Here is an 18,185-nt window from a genome sequence, read left to right as displayed (position 1 = left end):
ACCAGAAGGTGCCCTCAGAAAAATCGATGCAACGGCTTTCGCTTTTAGGCGAAGAAGATGCCAATCTCACGCTCGGCGGACTCGGGAGAGTCGGAGCCGTGGATGACGTTCTCGTCCATGATGAGACCGAAGTCGCCGCGGATGGTGCCCGGGGCAGCCTCGGCGGGGTTGGTGGCGCCCATGAGAGAGCGGCACTTGGCCACGGCGCCCTCGCCGGAGATGACCATCTTCACCACGGGGCCGGAGGTGATGTAGGCAATGAGGCCGTCGTAGAAGGGCTTGCCCTCGTGCTCGGCGTAGTTGGCCTTGGCCTGCTCGGGGGTAACCATGCCCAGCTCCATGCGCTCGACGGTCAGGCCGGCGCGCTCGAAGCGGTTGATAATCTCGCCGATGTGGCCGTTGCGCACGCCGTCGGGCTTGATCATGGAATAGGTCTGCTGGATAGCCATAGGGATCCTTTCAGGTTCTGGGGTTTTGCACTGCAAACGACCCGGGCGCAGGCCGCGGGCCGAAAATGCCGGATAACTTAGCTTTGGCTGGGGAAGTACAGCTCTACGTTGGAAATCTTCCAGCCAATGCCGTCGCGCACCATCGAGATTTTGTACTGGACGCTGCCGCCGCCCTCGGTCGTAGCCGTGGCATAGACCGTCGAGTCGCTCATGGAGCGGTTGACGCCGTCGATGGTGACGTTGCTGTCGGCAACCACCGGATCGAGCATGGCGTTGATCTTGCCCTCGTCCAAATCGGAGGAAAGCACCGTGTCCTTCGCTGCCGACGGATCGGCGAACAGCTGCTTGGTTACCTCGTCTTGGGTGGGATAGCCGTAGCCCTGGGTGTAGGCGAAGACGCCCGCAGCCGCAGCCAGCACAATGACGATGACGAAGAACAGCAGGATTTTCAAGCCGACGTTACGGCGCTTGCGATCCTGCTTGGCCAAACCGCGCGACCACTGCTCAAGCTCGGCGTCGGTGGCGTTGAAGAAGCGGTCGTTGTCCACGTTCTCGTAGGCCCCCACATAGCCGGGGAAGCTGGCCGGATCGGCCTCGTAGGGCTCGTCGTAGTAGAAGGGCTCGGAGGCCTCGCCCTCGTAGGCCATGGCTTCGTCGTAGACGCTGGTGCCGTCGGCGGCTACATCCAGACCGGACATGTCGGCCAGCTGCAGCACCTGAGTGGCCTGGCTGGACTCCGCCGTGCCCTGGGCCACGGCGCCCACGGCGCGCTGATAGTCGACGCTAGCGGAGTCGGACAGGAAGTAGGACTTGTCGGCAATGGCCTCCTCGAAGGCGTGCACGGCCTTCTCCATCTGGCCGCAGGCCACGTAAGCCTGGCCCAAACTGGCCTGCAGCTTGTTGCGCGTCGAGGGCTGCATGTCGAACTGCATGGCACTTTCATAAGAGGCCACCGCATCAGCGGGGCGATTGAGGGCCATGAAGCACACACCAAGGTTGAGCAGGGCCTTCGTGGGATCGGGGTTCGACTCGTCCAGAGCCGCCTCGCGGAAGGCCACACCGGCCTCGGCGGACTTGCCCAGCTTCATGAGCGCGTTGCCCATGCCCATGTAGGACTTGTAGGGCGTGGGGTTGGCCTCGTCCTGCACGGCCTGCTCGAAATAGCGGATGGCGTTCTCGTAATCGCGCAGCGAGGCGTAGGCCATGCCCAGGTTGCACTCCACGGTGCCCATGGCCCCGTAGGCCGTGTCGGCCGTGGCCTGGCTGTAGGCCTGGATGGCCTCGGTGGGGTTCTTCAGCTTCACCAGGCAGTTGCCAATTTGGTGATAGAGAAGACCCATCTCGCCCGGAGCCAAAGGATTTTGGGTGTCCTGCAAGCATTCCGTGAAAGCCATCAGCGCGCCGCGGTAGTCACGCAGGCGGTAGCGCTCATTTGCTCGATCGAATAACTCGTTGTTCATAGACTTCCTTCACTAGACTTTTCTTGCAGGGGCCCCGAAGGGCCGCGGCGCCCCCGCGAAGAGGCGCCGAAGGGAGCGAATGCCCCGCGCGGCTACTCGGCCGCGTTCTCGATAACGATGGACTCGATGACATCGCCGGCGCGCAGCTGGCCGATGACGTCCTTGCCCTCGATGGTCTGGCCGAACACCGTGTAACCGGAGTCCAGGTTGTGCTGGGGACCCAGGCACAGGTAGAACTGGGAGCCGGCGGAGTTGGGATCCATGGAGCGAGCCATGGCCAGCGCGCCGTCCTCATGCTTGTTGTTGGGGTTGGTGGTGTACTCCTCTTTGATGGAGTAGCCGGGGTTGCCGGTGCCGAAGGGGGCGAAGCCGGGGGCGCGGCCAGCAGCCACCTGCTCGGGCGTGGCCTCGCGGGTGTTGGGGCAGCCGCCCTGAATGACAAAGCCGGGCACGTAGCGATGGAACTTCAGGCCGTCGTAGAAGCCCTTCTGGGCCAGCTCGACGAAGTTGCCCACGTGGATGGGGGCGTCGTTGCCCGCCAGCTGCACGCGAACGGTGCCCTTCGAGGTGTTGATGACGGCGATTTCCTGGCCCGTGGGCTGATATTCAGGGGTGTAGAGAGCCATGGGGCTCCTCCTTTTCCGTTAGAGGCCCGCTGCGCGTGAGCGCTGAACGGGTCGTTCGGTTCATTGCATACGGTGATTAATTCTAACAGGTTAGCCGCTGACGCGCTCGAAAATGCTAACCACTTCCACATGGTAGGTCTGGGGAAACAGGTCGACGGGCGTGGCGCGCACCAGCCGATAGCCCTCCTGCTCGAAAAGCGCCACATCGCGCGCCCAGGTTTGAGGATCGCAGCTGACATAGGCCACGCGGCGCGGGGCGGCCTGGGCAATGGAGCTTACCACGCCCGGCGCAAGACCTGCTCGAGGGGGATCCACTACCAGAGCATCGAGTTCGCCCAACTCGGGCAATTCGCGAGCCGCGTCTCCCCCCACTACCTCGATATCCACGCCGGCGCGCTCGGCGTTGCGACGCAGATCGCGTACCGAGGAGCCGGCCGATTCCACGGCCACAACCTCGGCCCCGGCCGCGGCCAAGGGCAGCGAGAAGGTACCCGCTCCGGAGTAGAGGTCGGCCACATAGTCGCCCTCTTCCACTTCCAGCCCCTCCAGCACAAGCCCGATGAGCTTTTCGGCCTGAGCAGTGTTCACCTGAAAAAACGAAGGCGCACTGATAAGGAAGCGCTCTTCGGCCAAGTCCTCCTCCCAGCACCCTTTGCCCGAGAGTGCCTCCACCTTCTTCACTTTGCGGGCACGGCCCGGCTCGGCCACCACGCGCACGAGCGAGGTGTTCTTGAGAGCGCTTCCCAAGGTTTTTGCCGCCGCGGCCCGGGGAAAGGCCCCGGGGCTCGTCCACAGGGCGATCTCCACGTCGCGGGTGCGTAGGCTGCCGCGCACACCCACCCGGAAGATGCCCAGATCCTCGGCGCCCGACAAGTAGCGCAGCGCCCCGCGCAAGGCCTTCGGGGCATTCTCTATGTTACGGTGGGCCAAGGGGCACGTCTCCAGCGGCACCAGCTGATCGGTGCCGGCGGCGCGCATGCCCAGCACCAGTCGGCCAGCAGCGTCGGCCCCGCAGGCCAGCTCCAACTTGTTGCGGTACCCCCACTGACGCTTGGAGGGCACACAGGGGGCCACCAGCGCTTCAGCGCGCTCAGTCGGCAGCTTCGCCGTGCGCACCAGGGCGCTTACCACCGCATCGCGCTTGGCAGTCAACTGGGCGTCATAGGCCAGCGGCGCCCAGGGGCAGCCGCCGCATCCCGCCGCGCAGGGCACCGCCACGCGCGCCGGCGAGGGCTCGAGCACCTCCACGGCGCGCCCTCGGGCGAAGCGGGGCTTCTCCTCGGTCAGCTCCACGGCCACCGTATCTCCGGTGACCGCGCCTTCGACGAAAACCGTCTTGCCGTTCTCCAGGTGACCGATGCCCTCGGGGCCGTAGGCCATGCGCTCAATGGCAACCGTCTCACTCACCGGCGCGTCCTTTCATCTGTGGGGTATTTCGCCGTTTTCGAGCAACGGCACGTCAATTGATCTATAATAGCGCAGCGCCCCGCCGTCGGGGCCGACGAGCGTGCCCTCGTAGCTCAGGGGATAGAGCACTTGCCTCCGGAGCAAGGTGCCGCAGGTTCGAATCCTGTCGAGGGCACCATTTTTTCCTTGCACTTCCCTCTTGCGCCCCGTACTATAGCCTCTTCCCAAGAGTCCAAAACCTAAGCGGGGATCATGAAACCATTCCGTCTCTTTCTTATCGCCCTAGTCGCCAGCGCTCTTTGCTCGCCGGCGTTGCCTTTGACGCCCCTTGGCAATCCCGATCAGGCCTACGCCGCTTCCGCCAGCACCACCGCTAAGAAAGCGAACATCGTCAAGCTCAAGGCGCGCACGCTTACCGCGGGCAAGACCCTCACCCTTAAGCTGCCCCGCAGCGCGAAGAAGGCCCGCTGGACTTCCAGCAATAAAAAGGTGGCCACCGTCAGCGCCAAGGGCACGGTGAAGGCGATGAAGGCCGGGCGCTGCACCCTCAAGGCCAAGGTGGGCAGAAAAGTCTACACCTGCGCGCTTACGGTGAAAAAAGCGCCGAAGAAGGCTGCCACCATCGCCTCGGGCACGCTGCGCTCCACGGCCTTCTCCCTGGTTTCAAGTGCCGAGAACTCCACCACCAACTATCGCAGCACCTATGGCTATATCGAGGATATCGGCGACGGGCGCGGCTACACTTGCGGCATCATCGGCTTCACCTCGGCCACGGGAGATTTGCTGGACGTGGTGGAAACCTACGTGGCCCTCAAGCCGAAAGGCAACGGCCTGAAGCGCTTTCTGCCCGCGCTGCGCGCCGTTAACGGCACCGCCTCCCACCGAGGGCTCGGTGCTCCGTTCGTAAGCGCCTGGACGAAGGCGGCCAAAGATCCGAACATGATAGAGGCGCAGGATCGCATCTTGAAAGAGCAGTACCTCGACCCGGCCCTCAAGGCGGCCCGCGCTGACGGACTGGGGCCCTTGGGCCAGTTCATCTACTACGATGCTTTGGTCGTGCACGGCCCGGGTCCTGACAGCACCAGCTTCCACGGCATGCGTGCCAAGGCGATGAAAAAGGCGAAGACACCGGCGCGAGGCGGCAGCGAAGGTGCCTATCTGAAAGCCTTCCTGGCCGTGCGCAGCGCGGTCATGCTGCAGGAGGAGGCCCACAGTGACCTCTCCCGCATCAAAGCCCAGCGCTCCTTCATCGACGCGAAAAACTTCTCTCTATCGCGCCCGCTCACCTGGACCATGTACGGCGACCGCTTCTCCTTGAAGTAACGAGGGGCGGCATCATTGCGCCCGCGGCGCTTTCCGAAGCGACACGTCCTCGCTTACCGCCGCGGCTCCCCCAACACTACGGTCAGGGCATCGGGAATGCACTCGATGACAAAGTGCGTGCCGGTAATCTTCTCGCCGTCGATTTGAGCCGGCGGCTCTTTCGCGAAATCAAGCTCCACCTTTTTTGCCTGGGCAAAATGCACATGGGAGCTGCCCACGTGCTTGCCGGCACGGGCCCGCAGCAAGATGGCCAAAGCGCGCATGGGAATGAGCTTCGGCGTGGCCCAGCACAGATCGAGCAGTCCGTCCTCGATAGAGGCCTGGGGCGTAATACGGAAATGACCGCCATAGGTGGGGCCGATCTGCGATGCCACCAGGTAAGCTTCGTCCTCGATGGTCTGCGGCCCCTCCCCCTCGGCCGGATCGGTGACGCGCAGCGTGAAGCGGTAGGTGTCCAAGTGGTTGAACAGCTGGTCCACCGCACTTTCCAGATAAAGCATGGTGCCCGCCCGCCCCGAGCGCTTGCGTCGCTCCATGGTGTCCAGCGCAATGGCCGCATCCAGACCGAACGAGAGCGTTTCCACGAAGTAGCGGCCGTTCACGCAGCCCACATCGGCCCGCACGGTGCGGAAGTGCAGAATTTGGCTGATGGCCGGCACCACCGAGTAGGCCATGCCCAGCGTGGCCGCGTAGTCGTTGCCAGAGCCCACGGGAATGACGGCCAAGGCGGGACGCTCGTCAGCCGGGCGCTCCATCAGGCCGCAAGCCACCTCATTCACCAAGCCGTCGCCGCCGAGAGCGATGACGCAGCCCACTTCAGGGCCCAGCTGCTTCGCCAGTTCGGTGGCATGGCGCGGACGCGCGGTATAGAACACTTCGACGCGCTCCTCCCCCACGCGCGACCACAGAAGACGCGTGGCCTCGTCGGCCGCGGCAGCTCCTCGGCCACTTTTAGCCACGGGATTGGCAATGAGGGCAATTTTTCCGGTTTCAGGAGCGGGAACCACGGCAGGCCTCCTCGTCGACGGGAATGTTAGCCTCATTTTACCAGTCGTACTCCCAGGCCTTTTGCACCCCCAGGGCTTGGAAGGGTTCCGTTAAAAAGAAAGCGCTCCACGCTGAGGGCGGCAGGCCACGCGAAAGATCCAGCCGGTTGCTGACGCTATTCCAGCACCGCCCCCGTATCGCCATCGAGAAAGATCTTGCGCGTAATGAAGTTGTAGATGGTAACCAGAGCCGTGGCGCCGATCTTGACGATAAGGTAGCTGATGTCCCATAGCGAGGCACCGATCCACATGAGCAGGTCGTTGAGCCCCAGGCCGATAACGGAAAGCACCACGAAGATGATGAATTCACGGCGCCGTGAAAGCCCTTCTTTGTGCGTGAACACATAGCGCATGGAGGCCGCGTAATTGAACACCACCGACACCGTGAAGGAGATGGTGGCGCTGACAAGGTAGTTGATGCCGGCCAACTCGGTGAGGGCCACCATCAAGCCATAGTCGATGGCGAAGGCGATGAGACCCACCACGCCGAACTTCATGAATTGTCGAACAAGCTTCTCCATGGTCCCTTCCGTTTCTCGGGACGCCGCGGCGTCCGTCGAGTTTTCCCAAGTTTGTTCTTGCAAAGCCGGGGCTGCTCTGCCATACTAAGCAAGCTGTTTTGAACCGTCCCCATAGTCTAACGGTTAGGACGCGGCCCTTTCAAGGCTGAAATACGGGTTCGATTCCCGTTGGGGGCACCATGATTGACCTGGGAGAACTTCGGTTCTCCTTTTTTTATTTTCCCAAGAAATGGGTGCCATCGTGGGCCATCTTGCGCCCGTGCGCTTGTAGGCTCGTGGGCCCTGAGGGGCAAACCCTGCCGACACCCGTTTATCCAGGGAGTCAGGCACGCTTAATCGCGCTTTTGGGCCTCCATGACCCGGTACACGCTCATTTCCCACTGGCGCCGATGGGATTTCGCCACGGTATCCAGGATAAGGCCGGCGGTCAACGACAGCGCCGCCACAATCATGAAGGCCACCGCCAGCACCGCGCTGGGCAGTTTGGACACAAAGCCCGTGGCCAGGTACTCGCCGATGACCGGCACGCCCGCTGCCAGGCCGCACAGAGCCAGCAGCACCGCCAGCCAGCCGAAGAAAGCCATGGGGCGATAGTCGCGGAACAGGCTGGCAATGGCGGCCAGCACCAGCATGCCGTCGGAGAAGGTGGACAGCTTCGATTCGGAACCGGCCGGACGATCGCGGTAGTCGATGGGCACGTCGGCCACGCGCCAGCGCCGATCCACGGCCCAGATGGAAATTTCAGTCTCAATTTGGAAGCCCTCGCTCATGACGGGCATGGTCTTCACGAACGCCCGCGAAAAGGCGCGGTAGCCGGTCATGACGTCGTTGAACGCATAGCCGTAGATGATCTTGATGAGACGGCGCACCAGGTTGTTGCCGAACCCGTGGAACGGCCGGTCGTTCTCCTCGCCGTAGCTGCCGTTGGACAGGCGATCGCCCACGGTCATGTCGGCCTCGTCGGCGGCCAAAGGAGCAATGAGCTGGTCGACGGCCTCGGCCGGATAGGTGTCGTCGCCGTCCACCATGACGTAGAAATCGGCGTCGATGTCGCGGAACATGGAGCGCACCACGTTGCCCTTGCCCTGACGGCTTTCCGTGCGCACCACAGCGCCGTGCTCGGCGGCAATGCGAGCCGTGTCGTCGGTGGAGTTGTTGTCGTACACGTAGATAACGGCCTTCGGCAGCGCCGCCTTGAAGTCGTCCACCACCTTGCCCACGGTGACCGCCTCGTTGTAACACGGCACGAGCACGGCCACTCCCTCGCCGGTACAGGCAGCTTGAACGGCAGCGGCACGGGCCTCGGGATTGGAAAGAGTGGGCAGTTCAGTCACGAAAAAGCTCCTCGATAATTGTTGACAGACCCTATCATCCTAACCGAAATCGATGGAGGAAACCACTGGTTTGAAGGAAAATGACCCCCTATCCGTTACCATCGGCGAAATAGGGTATGATGAGCCCATGGAATTACAGCAGACACAGCCCGAGGGCTTCTCATCCCCGGACCATCTCTCCCCCGCCTCCGATACGAACGACACCACGGCTTCGCTGGCCGTCTCCGAAGCACCGTCTTCCCTCGTCGCAAAGCGCACCGACGACGATTCGGTGGTGCTCATCGTGCACGCCTCCGTGGGCTCGGGCCACCGAAGCGCCGCCTACGCCATCGCCGAGGCCCTTGAAGAGCTCAGCGAGCAGGCAGCCGAAAACCCCGATACGCCCGAAAAGCAGCTCGAGGCCCGTACGCGCACCGAGGTGCTCGACATCCTGGACTTCGGCCGCATTGTATTCGACGGCGACAAGACCGCTTCCATGTTCACGGGCTGGACGCGGCCCTTCTACGACCTCACCTGGCGCTACACCCTCACTGGACGCCTTCTATGGGGCGGCGGCACCATATGGGCGCGCGTCATGTACCCGAAGTTCGTCGAGTACGTGCGCGAGGTGAAGCCCAAGGCCATCGTGTGCACCCATATCACGGCGGCCAACGTGGCCGTCAGCGCCCGCATGCTCACCGGCTTGGGCTTCCCCATCATCTGCGTGCCCACCGACTACGAAGCCGAGGGACTGTGGCCCCATTTGCACACCGACCTGTTCTGCGTAGCCAACGAGCACATGGCCGAGACCCTGCGACCGCGCCGCGTCCCCGAGGACCGCATCCTCATTACCGGCATTCCCGCCAGCCCCGCCTTCAGCCGTCGCTACGACCGCGTCGCACCCCGAGAGCGGCTGGGCATTCCCGACGACAAGCAGATGGTGCTGGCCCTAGCTGGAGCGAAGTTGCCCCAGCCCTACGTGCACTTCCGCGACCAGCTGGATCAGATCCTGCCCTTCATGCACACCATGAACACCCTGCATCTGGTCATTGTGGCCGGAGCCGACGAGGACTATGCCGCTGCAGTGCGCCGGCGCGTCAGCGACCTGGGACTGACCAACGTCACCGTGCTCAACTACGTGAACAACATGGCCGAGCTCATGGAAGCCAGCGATCTGGTTATCTGCAAATCCGGCGGCCTGACCGTCACCGAGTGCCTGTGCGCCAAAGCCCCCATGATCTTGCTGGGTCGCGCCTACGGCCAGGAAAAGGCGAACGTGCGCATGCTGACTGGCGCCGGCGCGGCCATGTCGGCTACCACGCCCCGCGAGCTTTTAGACACCCTGCGCCACATCGACGACCACACCGCCTCGGCCGACGCCATGCTCATCAACGCGTCCCTGCTGCGTCGCCCCCATGCCGCCCAGGACATCGCCCAGGCCACCTTCGACCTCATCATGAAGGAGCCGCCCCGCGATCCGAAACTGCGCGCCAAGCACTTCCTGCACTTCTATTGGGGTCACAAGCCAGCTCACACCCGCTAGCTTCGCCCCGGGTGCACCAACGCCCTGGCAACAAAGTTACACCGCTACGGGCAAAAAGAAGGTGGATTGATGCATCGTGCGCCTATTTTTATGGCAAACGTGGCATCATGAAGCAAGAAACTGCATCAAACCTCGGATTTATCGCTGACGGCTGCATCAAATCTCTCTGTTTTGGCCGTCGCGTTCTTTATGAATAGCTGAAAGGAATTCAATGACCGCTTTTGCCGACCTCGGCCTTTCTGACAACGCCCTTGCCGCCGTGAAGAAGCTGGGCTACACCGAGCCCACCCCCGTCCAGGCCCAGGCCATCCCGTTGGCCCTCGAAGGACGCGATATCATTGCCGCTGCTAAAACGGGCACGGGCAAGACGGCGGCCTTTTCGCTGCCTTCCCTGGACCGTCTGGGCAAGGCCCAGCGCAAGAAGAGCCCGGCGATGCTCGTCATCACGCCCACGCGCGAGCTTGCCATGCAAATCCAGGAGGTGTGCCAGACCATCGCCCGCACCCGTGGCCTGCGCGTTGCCACGGTAGTGGGCGGCGTGAAGATCGATCCGCAGATCGACCGCTTGGCTCGCGGCGTCGACGTGCTCATCGCCACCCCCGGACGCCTCATTGATCTCATGAACCAGAAGGCCGTGGATCTGTCAGACGTGCAGATCCTCGTGCTCGACGAGGCCGATCGCATGCTGGACATGGGCTTTCTGCCCTCCGTGCGCCGCATCGTCGAGGCCACACCGGCCACGCGCCAGACGCTCCTCTTCTCAGCCACCATCGACGACTCGGTCCTCGGTCAGGTGGACGCCATGCTCAATGATCCGGCCATCGTGCAAATTGCCGCCAAGGGCGAGACGGCCGACACCGTCGAGCAGTACCTGGTCCACGTGCCCCACTCCCTGAAGCCCGACTTGCTGGCCGCCCTGCTGAAGGAACGCGGCCACAAGCGCGTCATCGTCTTCGCCCGCACGCGCCATCGCGCCGATGCGGCCTGCCGCAAGCTCAAGCGCGCCGGCTACCACGCCGAGGCCATCCACTCCGACCGCTCCCAGAACCAGCGCAAACGCGCCCTGGACAACTTCGCCTCCGGCGAGACCGATATTCTGGTGGCCACCGACGTGCTGGCCCGCGGCATCGACGTGGACGAGGTGGCCTACGTGGTGAACTACGACGTGCCCACCCAGGCCGAGGATTACGTGCACCGCATCGGACGCACGGGCCGCGCCGGCGCCGAGGGCTTCGCCGTTACCTTCGCCTGCCCCGAGAACAAAGACGAGCTGGCCGCCATCGAGAAGCTCATCAAGCGCCCCATCCCCGAAATCGAGGTGCCCGGATTCGATCTGGAGGAATCAGCCGCCAAGGCAGCGGAGCGCGCCACGCGGGCCAATGCCAAGAAAGATCCCGAACTGGCCCAGGCCGCCCGCGAGCTCAAGAAGAAGGAGAAGCGGAAGGCCAAGGCCAAGGAGCGCGCCGAGGAGGAGGCCGCCGAGGCCCGTCAGCGCGGCACCCGCAAGAAGAAGCCCGTTAAGAATGCCTCGGCCGCCAAAAGCGCCACTACCGCCCGAGCGAAGAGCGCCGCATCCAAGAGCGGCTCCCGCTCCAAGGGCGGTTCCTCCGCCGGAGGTCGCGCGGGCGGCGATCTGCGCCCGGGCCGCGCCCATCGCGCCGCCGTGGCTGCCAAGCGATCGGGCCGGCGCAAGTAGGCCCTGGGCCGAACCTCGCTCATTTCACCCACAACCTGGAGCGCCTCTGGGTGCTCTTTCCCGCCAAGAAGTCCCCTCTCGGGACTTCTTCCTTTTTTAGGCACGGGCTCAAATACCACCAGCTAGAAGGGGTTATTGGACAGGAAAAACGGCGAGCGGCATGAGGGCCGAAAAATCAATTCCGCTCCTGTGCGAAAAGTTCCGCTGACCGCTCTCCACATTCCTTCGTGGCAAAAACGGGTATGGTTTGTTTGGTTAAAAGGGAAGGGAAAGTATGAAGATTGCCGTAGCATGCACGGGGTTGGAGGTCGCGCCTCAAGCAAGCCTGTGCTCCAGCTTCACCTGCTATACGGTGACCAATGGCGTTATCTCCGGCTGCTGCAATGTTCCCAATATGGGAACTACCATCAGCGAATGCGTCGCCACCCTGGCGAAAATGGAGGCCAATGCACTTCTGGCGGGCACCCTCAGCGAAGAACTGGGCCGCGCCCTGGGCGCCGCCTCCATCGACTACGCCCAAGCCGCCAGCACCGTTCCTGCCGAAGCGGCCCAAAGTTATCTGCATCGCACGCTTGTGGGCGATGCCTCCTTGGCCGAAGCCTATCAGGACGACGGCCCCCTCGACGAGTTCGACGACCTGTTCGCCCATATCGAGCGCAAGCTCGTCGCCCCTCACGCCTAGAGATCGCGCAAACCCCGACGCGCGCCAGAAATCGAACACGAGCACGGCGCCGTTTTGCCAGCCCATTAAAAAAGACCCGTCAAGCGGGTCTTTTTTAATGCATAGGCTGGTGATTTCTCACCATGGTTGGCTTAGAGAGCCTTCTTGGCAACCTCCACCAGAGCGGCGAACGCCGGGGCGTCGTTGACGGCCATGTCGGCGAGCACCTTGCGGTCGAGCACCACGCCGGCCTTCTTCAGGCCGTTCATGAACACCGAGTAGGACAGACCGTTGATACGGGCCGCAGCGTTGATGCGGGTGATCCACAGACGACGGATCTCGCGCTTCTTGTTGCGACGATCGCGGTACATGTACTGAAGCGAATGCTGCACCTGCTCCTTCGCGGCACGATAGGAACGGGATTTCGCGCCATAGTAGCCCTTCGCGCGATTGAGGACGGTACGACGCTTCTTGCGGGCATGAACGGAACGCTTTACACGAGGCATATCTTAATCACTCCTTGGAAACGAATACTAGCGAAGGCCGAGCTGACGCTTGACGACCTTGGTGTCGGCGGGGGCAACCTCGGTCTCGTGACGGAAGTTGCGCTTGCGCTTCTGGCTCTTCTTGGTCATGATGTGGCTCTTGTAGGCCTTGGCGCGCATAAGCTTGCCGGAACCGGTCACACGGACGCGCTTGGCGGTACCGCGATGGGTCTTCATCTTGGGCATTAGTTGTCCTTTCCTTCGTCGTTCTTGGTTTCCTTCTTCTTCTTAGCCGATGCAGGCAGAGGAGCAATGAGCATGTGCATGTTGCGGCCCTCCATCTTGGGCTGGTTCTCGATGACCGCTACATCCTTCAAGTCGTCGGCAAGACGCTCGAGGATGGAAAGACCCTGCTCGGGATGGGCCATCTCGCGACCGCGGAACATGATGGTGATCTTCACCTTGTTACCGGCCTCGAGGAAGCGAAGAACATGCTTCTTCTTGGTGGTGTAGTCCCCGATGTCAATCTTCGGGCGGAACTTCATTTCCTTGACTTCGATCTTGTTCTGGTTTTTGCGCGCCTGCTTCGCCTTGATGGCCTGGTCGTACTTGAACTTACCGTAGTCCATAATGCGGCAGACAGGCGGATCGGCGTTCGGAGCGATCTCGACCAGATCGAGATTCATGTCGTCGGCGATTCGCTGGGCTTGGGCCGTGGGATACACGCCCATCTGGTTTCCATCGAAATCGATCAGACGGCACTCACGCGTGGTGATCGCGTCGTTGAGCCGGGGCTCTTGAGCAGCTATCGTGCTCACCTCCTTCTGTGTTTTCACACATAAAAACCCGCCGGGCCAAGGGCACGCGGCGGGTTTGCACACAACTGTTGTTCAGTATGCTTGGAACCCATCAGCTACCCGAAGGCGCCGAACCAGGTGGAAGACCGGAAAGCCTTCACTTGATTACACAGCCTGATTACTATACAACCCTTCCTGCAGCATTGCAAGTACTTTTTCGTACTTGTGCGCCTCAGGAAGTCAGCGGGTCCGACAGGCACCGGAAGCACTCCGGGACGAAAAGAGTCCTACGAGTTCACGTAAACGAAAATAGTGCGCACGGTATCGGCCAAATTGCCGGAGGCGTTGGCCATGGAGTAGTCGTAGGACAGCACCGCCGACCAGCTGTAGGCCTTGTCGTCCATGGTGACCTCGCCGGAGAAGGAGCAGTACTCCTTGGTGCGCGTCTTGCCGTCGGTGTCGAAGGTGGTGTAGGCCGAGGAATCCTCAGGCAGCTCCACCGCATCTTCGGGCACCGTCATGCCGGCCTCGGCCAGGGTCTTCTCGATAATTTGCTCGTTGCGCACGGCATCGGCGAAGCTCAGCGAGCCATAGCCGAGCGATGCCGTGGAAGCCGAGTAGCCCGCCTGGATGATCTTGCCCTTCTTGTCGAGCCCCAGATACACCGTAGGCGTGCCCGTGCGGCTATCGGCCGGCTCGGTGGTAAGGGCAATGCGCGATTCCTTGCGAATGGGGTTGCCCTTCTCCTTCACATCGCGCGTGCTGGACACCTGGGCCCCATGCTGAAGTTTTTCGACCGCCTCGTCCTGGGTCAGACCCAAAAGCGAGACCAGATCGGGCACGGTGGTGGTTTTAGCCGTTTCCGTGGAGGCGTCCTTGGCCTCGTCGGGCTGAATCTCGGCCACTTGCTGCTCGGCGGTTTTGGCCTGCTGCACCGCCGTGTTGCCGGACTCTTTGTACATCTGAATGCCGAAGTAGCCTACCGCGCCCAGCAGCGCTATCAGCAGAATGATGACGACGATGAGGATGCGGCGCATGCGGCGGGACTTGCGCATGTACTCGGGCATGTCCTTGCCCTTCTTGCCCTTTCCACCCTTTTTGCCCGCGGCATCGGGAGCCGCATGGCGCCCGTGGCGACCGGCGCCCTTCTTCGTTGCCGGCGTAGCCCCGGGGGTTTCCGTGATATGGCCCACAACAGGCTCGGGCAGCGCTTCGCTCGGCTCCGGCGCCCCGGCACCGTCAACGCCAAAGGACTCCTCTTCAGCCACCAGGGCCGTTTCCTCGAAGTCGATGCCATCGGCGGCTTCGGGCTCATCGAAGGAGCCGTCGACGGGGCGAAACGCCTCGGTATAGCTGTCGTCGGAAACCGGCGAAAACGCCTCGGTCAGGCCGATGGCGTTCCCGTCGAAATCATCAGGAGTGCGATTGTGCTTCTTCGCCATAATCTGTCTTTCTCGTTTCAGGCTTCGTTCATTAATGGCTGTACCGGTTAGCGAGCGACCAGGAACCACACCACAAAGGCCACAATGCCCAAAAGTGCCACGACGATGACGGCCTTTTGCACCGAGTTCATCTTCGAGCTCTCGATGTCCTCGAGCGTCGTCTCCCGGTACCCGTCATCGGCCCGCAGGGGCGCAGCCGGCGCCTCTTCGGCAACCGGAACGGTCTCGGCCGTCGAAGCCTCTACCACTTCCTCGGTCTTGACGGCTTCGGGCGCTGCATCAGCCGAAGAAACGGCCTCGGGCTCATCGGCCGGCGCCTCGACGATGCCGGCCTGAATGACGATATCGTCATCCTCATCGGCGGAAACCGTGATATGGGAGAACTCCCGCTCCTTCGCCATGGCGCAGATCCTTTCGTTCGCGAATGCCTATTATAACTTACGGGGTCGGCCATCGCCGATTCCGCACAAACCGCCCTACCCTACCAGGTCGACGACGGTAAAGCCGCCCTTCGACTCGGCGATGATGTCGCGGCTGCCGAAGACGCAGGACAGCCCCTGATCGGCCAGGGCGTCCACTGCCGGGCCCAGGGCCTGGACATCCGCCAGCGTGGCGGCCACCACCTGGGCGCGCACCGCGGCGCGATCGGCCAAAGTGACGCCGGCAAAGTACTGGGAGTCCTGACGGCGCAGAAGCTCGCGCGCCTTGACCGGCGCATCAAGGGAGGCCGTCGTGGACACCACGTAGCCGTCCATCTCGGCCTCGGTGGGGGCAAAGGTGGCCGCCAGCCACGAGCCCGCAGCATCAAAACGCGCCAGGGTCTCGTCGATACGCGGATCGCGATAGGAGTAGAAGCGGCTGGAACCGGCGCGCAGGGCCTTGAAGCCGGCACCGTAGGCACCGCCCTTCACGCGCACCTCGGTCCACAGGTAGTCGTAGGACAGGATGCGCGCGGCCAGAAGCCAGGTGCCGTTATAGGGCAGCCCCAGCAGGGAGCGATCCCATCCGGCAGCGCAGAACACCACATCGGCCGGCACGGCGAAGGCCTCGTGACGGTTCTGGGGCGCCGGCACCACCAGCGCGGCCGGTGCCGCCGCGCCGCCCAGGGCCGGGCCTGCGGCCGCAAACCACGCCAGGTCCTCGTCGCTGCCTGCAAAGGACAAGGTGCAGCCGCCGTCGACGAACAGGCGCTGAGCCAAGGCGGCCAGCTTGGCGGACAGATCGGAGGCGCGATCCTCGTAATGCTCGAGCAGCTCCTTCAAGAAACGATAGAAGTCCACGCCGCCCAAGGCCTCGCGCAGCACTCCGGCCGGCAGGTAGTAGGAGGCCACGCGAGCCATGGCCGCCGTATGGCCCGCCGTGGCGAAGGACTGCTCCAGCGCCAGGCGCCATTGGGCCAAGATGTCGCGAATGCGGGCCGTATCGGAGAAATCGGTTTCGGTGAGCACTTCGTTCACCAGGCTCACCGTCCACTCCACGTTCTCGGACAGGGCCGAGGCGCCCGCCACCACCATCGGCGTGAGCCGCTCGCGGTCCTGGGCATCCTCGTGGACCTCGCAGCCGAAGCCCAGATTGCCCAGATGGGCCTGGACCAGCGTGTCGAGCTCGGCCGCGCTATGGCGCGCCGTGTCGAGCTTGCCCAGCACAAAGGCAAGGACGGTGACATAGGGAAGCTCCTCGAACGTCACGCCGTCCAGCGAGAAATAACGGTAGGCATAGGCAATGCCGCGCGTGGAGATGTGGTGGCGCAAGCAGGGCATACCGGCCAGCTCGGTGACCTCCCAGGGCTCTTCGGCGGGCGCCGGGCCGATGTCGGCGCGCGTCAGCTGAGGCAGCTTCGCCACCGCCGCCGGGTCGTCGGGCGCCTCCTGGGCAGCCCGCAAGGCGTCCACCTGGGCCTGGACCGCGTCAAAGCCGCCCACCGCCTCAAGCGCCGTGGTTACGGCCGCTTCCTCGGCCTGCTCGGACGCGTTCTCGTCGGCGGCCGTGGGCACCACTTCGGCACAGGCCCAGTGGTCGTTCTCCAGGAACAGCGAGCGCAGCAGCGCCTCGAAATAGCCCTCGTCGATCTTCGCGCGCAAATCGGCGAAGGCGTCCTCGTAGCGCAGGTAGGCCGCGGGGTCATCATTCTGATAGAGCCAGCCGGCCATCACACTCATGGACAGCACCACGCCGTCGGGATAGCCGAAGTTGCGCTCGCGCATGACGAACTCCGCATGGGAGAGCGCGGCCGCCACCAGATCGCGATCGAGACCGCCCTCGGCCAGCCGCGCCGCTTCGCGAGCCACGACGGCCTTCAGGCGCTCGGCCGCCCCTTCCTTGGCGCCCTTCAGGCACACCATGGCAAAGGGCTGAGCAATGGCATCGGCCAGGTAGGCCACCACATCGTCAGCCACGCCCTCGTTCAGCAGCACGCGCTTGAGCGGCGCCTCGTTGGATCCGAGAATGGCGTCGATGAGAATATCCGTGGCAATCAGCCGCTCGCGATCGGCCGCGCGGCCGGCCACATAGCCCACGGCGGCGCAGGCGTTCTCGGGCGCCGTGGCCATGCCGGTGCGCTTCAACGGGCACACCACCGGCGCCTGCAGGGCCAGCGGGTTCGGCTCCCCTGCCGACGAGTCGACCTCTTTGGCCAAGGGCGCCAAGTAATGCTCGTCGATGAAGCCGAGGAAGCGCTTAAGGTCCAAGTTGCCGTACAGAATCAGATAGGCGTTGTCGGGGCGGTAATGGCGGCGATGGTTGTCCAGAAAGCCCTCATAGGTCAGGCTCGGAATGGCCTCGGGCGTGCCACCGGACTCGAAGCGATAGGTGGTGTCGGGGAACAGCGCCGCCGACAAGGTGTCGTAGAGCACCGAATCGGGGTCGGACAGGGCGCCCTTCATCTCGTTATACACCACGCCGTTGTACACCAGCGAGCGCTCGTCCCCCTGGCCCTCCACCTCCCAGTGCCAGCCTTCCTGCTGGAAGATCTGGGGACGGCGGTAGATGTCGGGGTGAAACACCGCATCCAGGTACACGTCCATGAGGTTCTCGAGATCCTGCTCGTTGGTGGAGGCCACCGGGTACATGGTCTTGTCCGGGAAGGTCATGGCGTTCAGGAACGTTTGCATGGAGGTTTTCAGCAGGTTGACGAAGGGCTCCTTCACCGGGTACTTCTTCGACCCGCAGAGCACCGAGTGCTCCAGAATGTGAAAGACGCCGGTGTCGTCGGCGGCCGGCGTTTTGAAGGTGATGGAGAAGGCCTTGTTGGCATCGGCGTTCTCGATCCACATAAGGCGCGCCCCCGAGGTCGTGTGGCGGAAAAGGTGGACGGTTCCCTCCACCTCGGCCACAGACTCGGAGCTTTCCCACGTAAAGCCGCAGGCTGCGGCCGTAGCTGCGATATCGGTCATGGAATTCCTTCCTGTTGTTTTTCC

At 63.2% G+C, this 18,185-nt stretch carries 17 protein-coding genes and 2 tRNA genes; 6 read left to right on the top strand and 13 right to left on the bottom strand.

The window, feature by feature from the left end:
• Nucleotides 1–44: 44 nt before the first annotated feature.
• The 4 genes from ndk to rlmD all read right to left on the bottom strand — a co-directional run bounded on the left by ndk (nucleotide 45) and on the right by rlmD (nucleotide 3,942).
• Complete coding sequence (ndk, locus tag PZH32_RS08640) at nucleotides 45–449, bottom strand: nucleoside-diphosphate kinase (RefSeq protein ID WP_275207563.1); 405 nt, start codon at nucleotides 447–449, stop codon at nucleotides 45–47.
• A 77-nt stretch (nucleotides 450–526) separates the two neighbouring features.
• The gene (locus tag PZH32_RS08635; RefSeq protein WP_275207562.1) at nucleotides 527–1,909 is read right to left on the bottom strand and encodes a tetratricopeptide repeat protein; all 1,383 of its coding nucleotides are present in this window, start codon (nucleotides 1,907–1,909) and stop codon (nucleotides 527–529) included.
• Nucleotides 1,910–2,001: 92 nt separating this feature from the next.
• Nucleotides 2,002–2,535, bottom strand: a complete 534-nt coding sequence (locus PZH32_RS08630) for a peptidylprolyl isomerase (RefSeq protein WP_275207561.1) — start codon at nucleotides 2,533–2,535, stop codon at nucleotides 2,002–2,004.
• Nucleotides 2,536–2,625: 90 nt separating this feature from the next.
• The gene (gene rlmD, locus PZH32_RS08625; RefSeq protein WP_275207560.1) at nucleotides 2,626–3,942 is read right to left on the bottom strand and encodes a 23S rRNA (uracil(1939)-C(5))-methyltransferase RlmD; all 1,317 of its coding nucleotides are present in this window, start codon (nucleotides 3,940–3,942) and stop codon (nucleotides 2,626–2,628) included.
• A gap of 102 nt (nucleotides 3,943–4,044) precedes the next feature.
• Between rlmD and PZH32_RS08620 the strand changes: the two genes are divergently transcribed.
• Both PZH32_RS08620 and PZH32_RS08615 read left to right on the top strand, forming a co-directional pair.
• Nucleotides 4,045–4,120 (top strand) — tRNA-Arg (locus tag PZH32_RS08620).
• Nucleotides 4,121–4,194: 74 nt separating this feature from the next.
• Nucleotides 4,195–5,265, top strand: a complete 1,071-nt coding sequence (locus tag PZH32_RS08615) for a chitosanase (protein WP_275207559.1) — start codon at nucleotides 4,195–4,197, stop codon at nucleotides 5,263–5,265.
• A gap of 53 nt (nucleotides 5,266–5,318) precedes the next feature.
• On the opposite strand, the gene PZH32_RS08610 is transcribed toward PZH32_RS08615, so the two are convergent.
• Together PZH32_RS08610 and PZH32_RS08605 are read right to left on the bottom strand one after the other, a co-directional pair.
• Complete coding sequence (locus PZH32_RS08610; protein ID WP_275207558.1) at nucleotides 5,319–6,272, bottom strand: diacylglycerol/lipid kinase family protein; 954 nt, start codon at nucleotides 6,270–6,272, stop codon at nucleotides 5,319–5,321.
• Between the two features lie 155 nt (nucleotides 6,273–6,427).
• Nucleotides 6,428–6,832 carry a GtrA family protein gene (locus PZH32_RS08605; protein ID WP_275207557.1) on the bottom strand — a complete coding sequence of 135 codons (405 nt, stop codon included), beginning with the start codon at nucleotides 6,830–6,832 and terminating at the stop codon, nucleotides 6,428–6,430.
• Nucleotides 6,833–6,937: 105 nt separating this feature from the next.
• Here PZH32_RS08605 and PZH32_RS08600 point away from each other — a divergent pair.
• Nucleotides 6,938–7,012, top strand: a tRNA-Glu gene (locus tag PZH32_RS08600).
• A gap of 152 nt (nucleotides 7,013–7,164) precedes the next feature.
• Here the strand turns inward: PZH32_RS08600 and PZH32_RS08595 are convergent.
• Entirely contained in the window at nucleotides 7,165–8,166 is a 1,002-nt protein-coding gene (locus PZH32_RS08595) for a glycosyltransferase family 2 protein (protein ID WP_428994023.1), read from the bottom strand.
• A 127-nt stretch (nucleotides 8,167–8,293) separates the two neighbouring features.
• Here PZH32_RS08595 and PZH32_RS08590 point away from each other — a divergent pair, with 127 nt between their 5' ends.
• The 3 genes from PZH32_RS08590 to PZH32_RS08580 all read left to right on the top strand — a co-directional run bounded on the left by PZH32_RS08590 (nucleotide 8,294) and on the right by PZH32_RS08580 (nucleotide 12,066).
• Nucleotides 8,294–9,688 (top strand): glycosyltransferase, encoded by a 1,395-nt coding sequence (locus PZH32_RS08590; RefSeq protein WP_275207556.1) that lies wholly within the window; start codon nucleotides 8,294–8,296, stop codon nucleotides 9,686–9,688.
• A gap of 211 nt (nucleotides 9,689–9,899) precedes the next feature.
• Entirely contained in the window at nucleotides 9,900–11,384 is a 1,485-nt protein-coding gene (locus PZH32_RS08585) for a DEAD/DEAH box helicase (protein ID WP_275207555.1), read from the top strand.
• Nucleotides 11,385–11,658: 274 nt separating this feature from the next.
• Nucleotides 11,659–12,066: a NifB/NifX family molybdenum-iron cluster-binding protein gene (locus tag PZH32_RS08580; RefSeq protein WP_275207554.1), complete on the top strand. Its 408-nt coding sequence runs from the start codon at nucleotides 11,659–11,661 to the stop codon at nucleotides 12,064–12,066.
• A gap of 131 nt (nucleotides 12,067–12,197) precedes the next feature.
• Here the strand turns inward: PZH32_RS08580 and rplT are convergent, their stop codons facing one another.
• The 6 genes from rplT to PZH32_RS08550 form a co-directional block, all read right to left on the bottom strand.
• A complete protein-coding gene (rplT, locus tag PZH32_RS08575; protein ID WP_275207553.1) occupies nucleotides 12,198–12,551 on the bottom strand; it encodes a 50S ribosomal protein L20 in 354 nt (117 codons plus the stop codon).
• Nucleotides 12,552–12,578: 27 nt separating this feature from the next.
• Nucleotides 12,579–12,776, bottom strand: coding sequence for a 50S ribosomal protein L35 (rpmI, locus tag PZH32_RS08570; protein ID WP_275207552.1), 198 nt, complete (start codon nucleotides 12,774–12,776; stop codon nucleotides 12,579–12,581).
• The gene (gene infC, locus PZH32_RS08565; protein WP_275207551.1) at nucleotides 12,776–13,348 is read right to left on the bottom strand and encodes a translation initiation factor IF-3; all 573 of its coding nucleotides are present in this window, start codon (nucleotides 13,346–13,348) and stop codon (nucleotides 12,776–12,778) included. Before infC ends, rpmI begins: the two co-directional genes overlap by 1 nt.
• Before the next feature lie 266 nt (nucleotides 13,349–13,614).
• Nucleotides 13,615–14,769: a histone-lysine N-methyltransferase gene (locus PZH32_RS08560; RefSeq protein WP_275207550.1), complete on the bottom strand. Its 1,155-nt coding sequence runs from the start codon at nucleotides 14,767–14,769 to the stop codon at nucleotides 13,615–13,617.
• A 47-nt stretch (nucleotides 14,770–14,816) separates the two neighbouring features.
• On the bottom strand, nucleotides 14,817–15,170 hold the full coding sequence (locus PZH32_RS08555; protein WP_275207549.1) for a hypothetical protein: 354 nt from the start codon (nucleotides 15,168–15,170) through the stop codon (nucleotides 14,817–14,819).
• Nucleotides 15,171–15,245: 75 nt separating this feature from the next.
• Nucleotides 15,246–18,161: an insulinase family protein gene (locus tag PZH32_RS08550; protein WP_275207547.1), complete on the bottom strand. Its 2,916-nt coding sequence runs from the start codon at nucleotides 18,159–18,161 to the stop codon at nucleotides 15,246–15,248.
• Nucleotides 18,162–18,185: the final 24 nt, after the last annotated feature.

The organism is Adlercreutzia equolifaciens, assembly GCF_029076695.1.
In the GTDB taxonomy this organism is placed as follows: domain Bacteria; phylum Actinomycetota; class Coriobacteriia; order Coriobacteriales; family Eggerthellaceae; genus Adlercreutzia; species Adlercreutzia equolifaciens_A.
The sequence above is the reverse complement of the archived record's forward strand: the minus strand, read 5'-3'. Positions and strand labels throughout refer to the sequence as shown.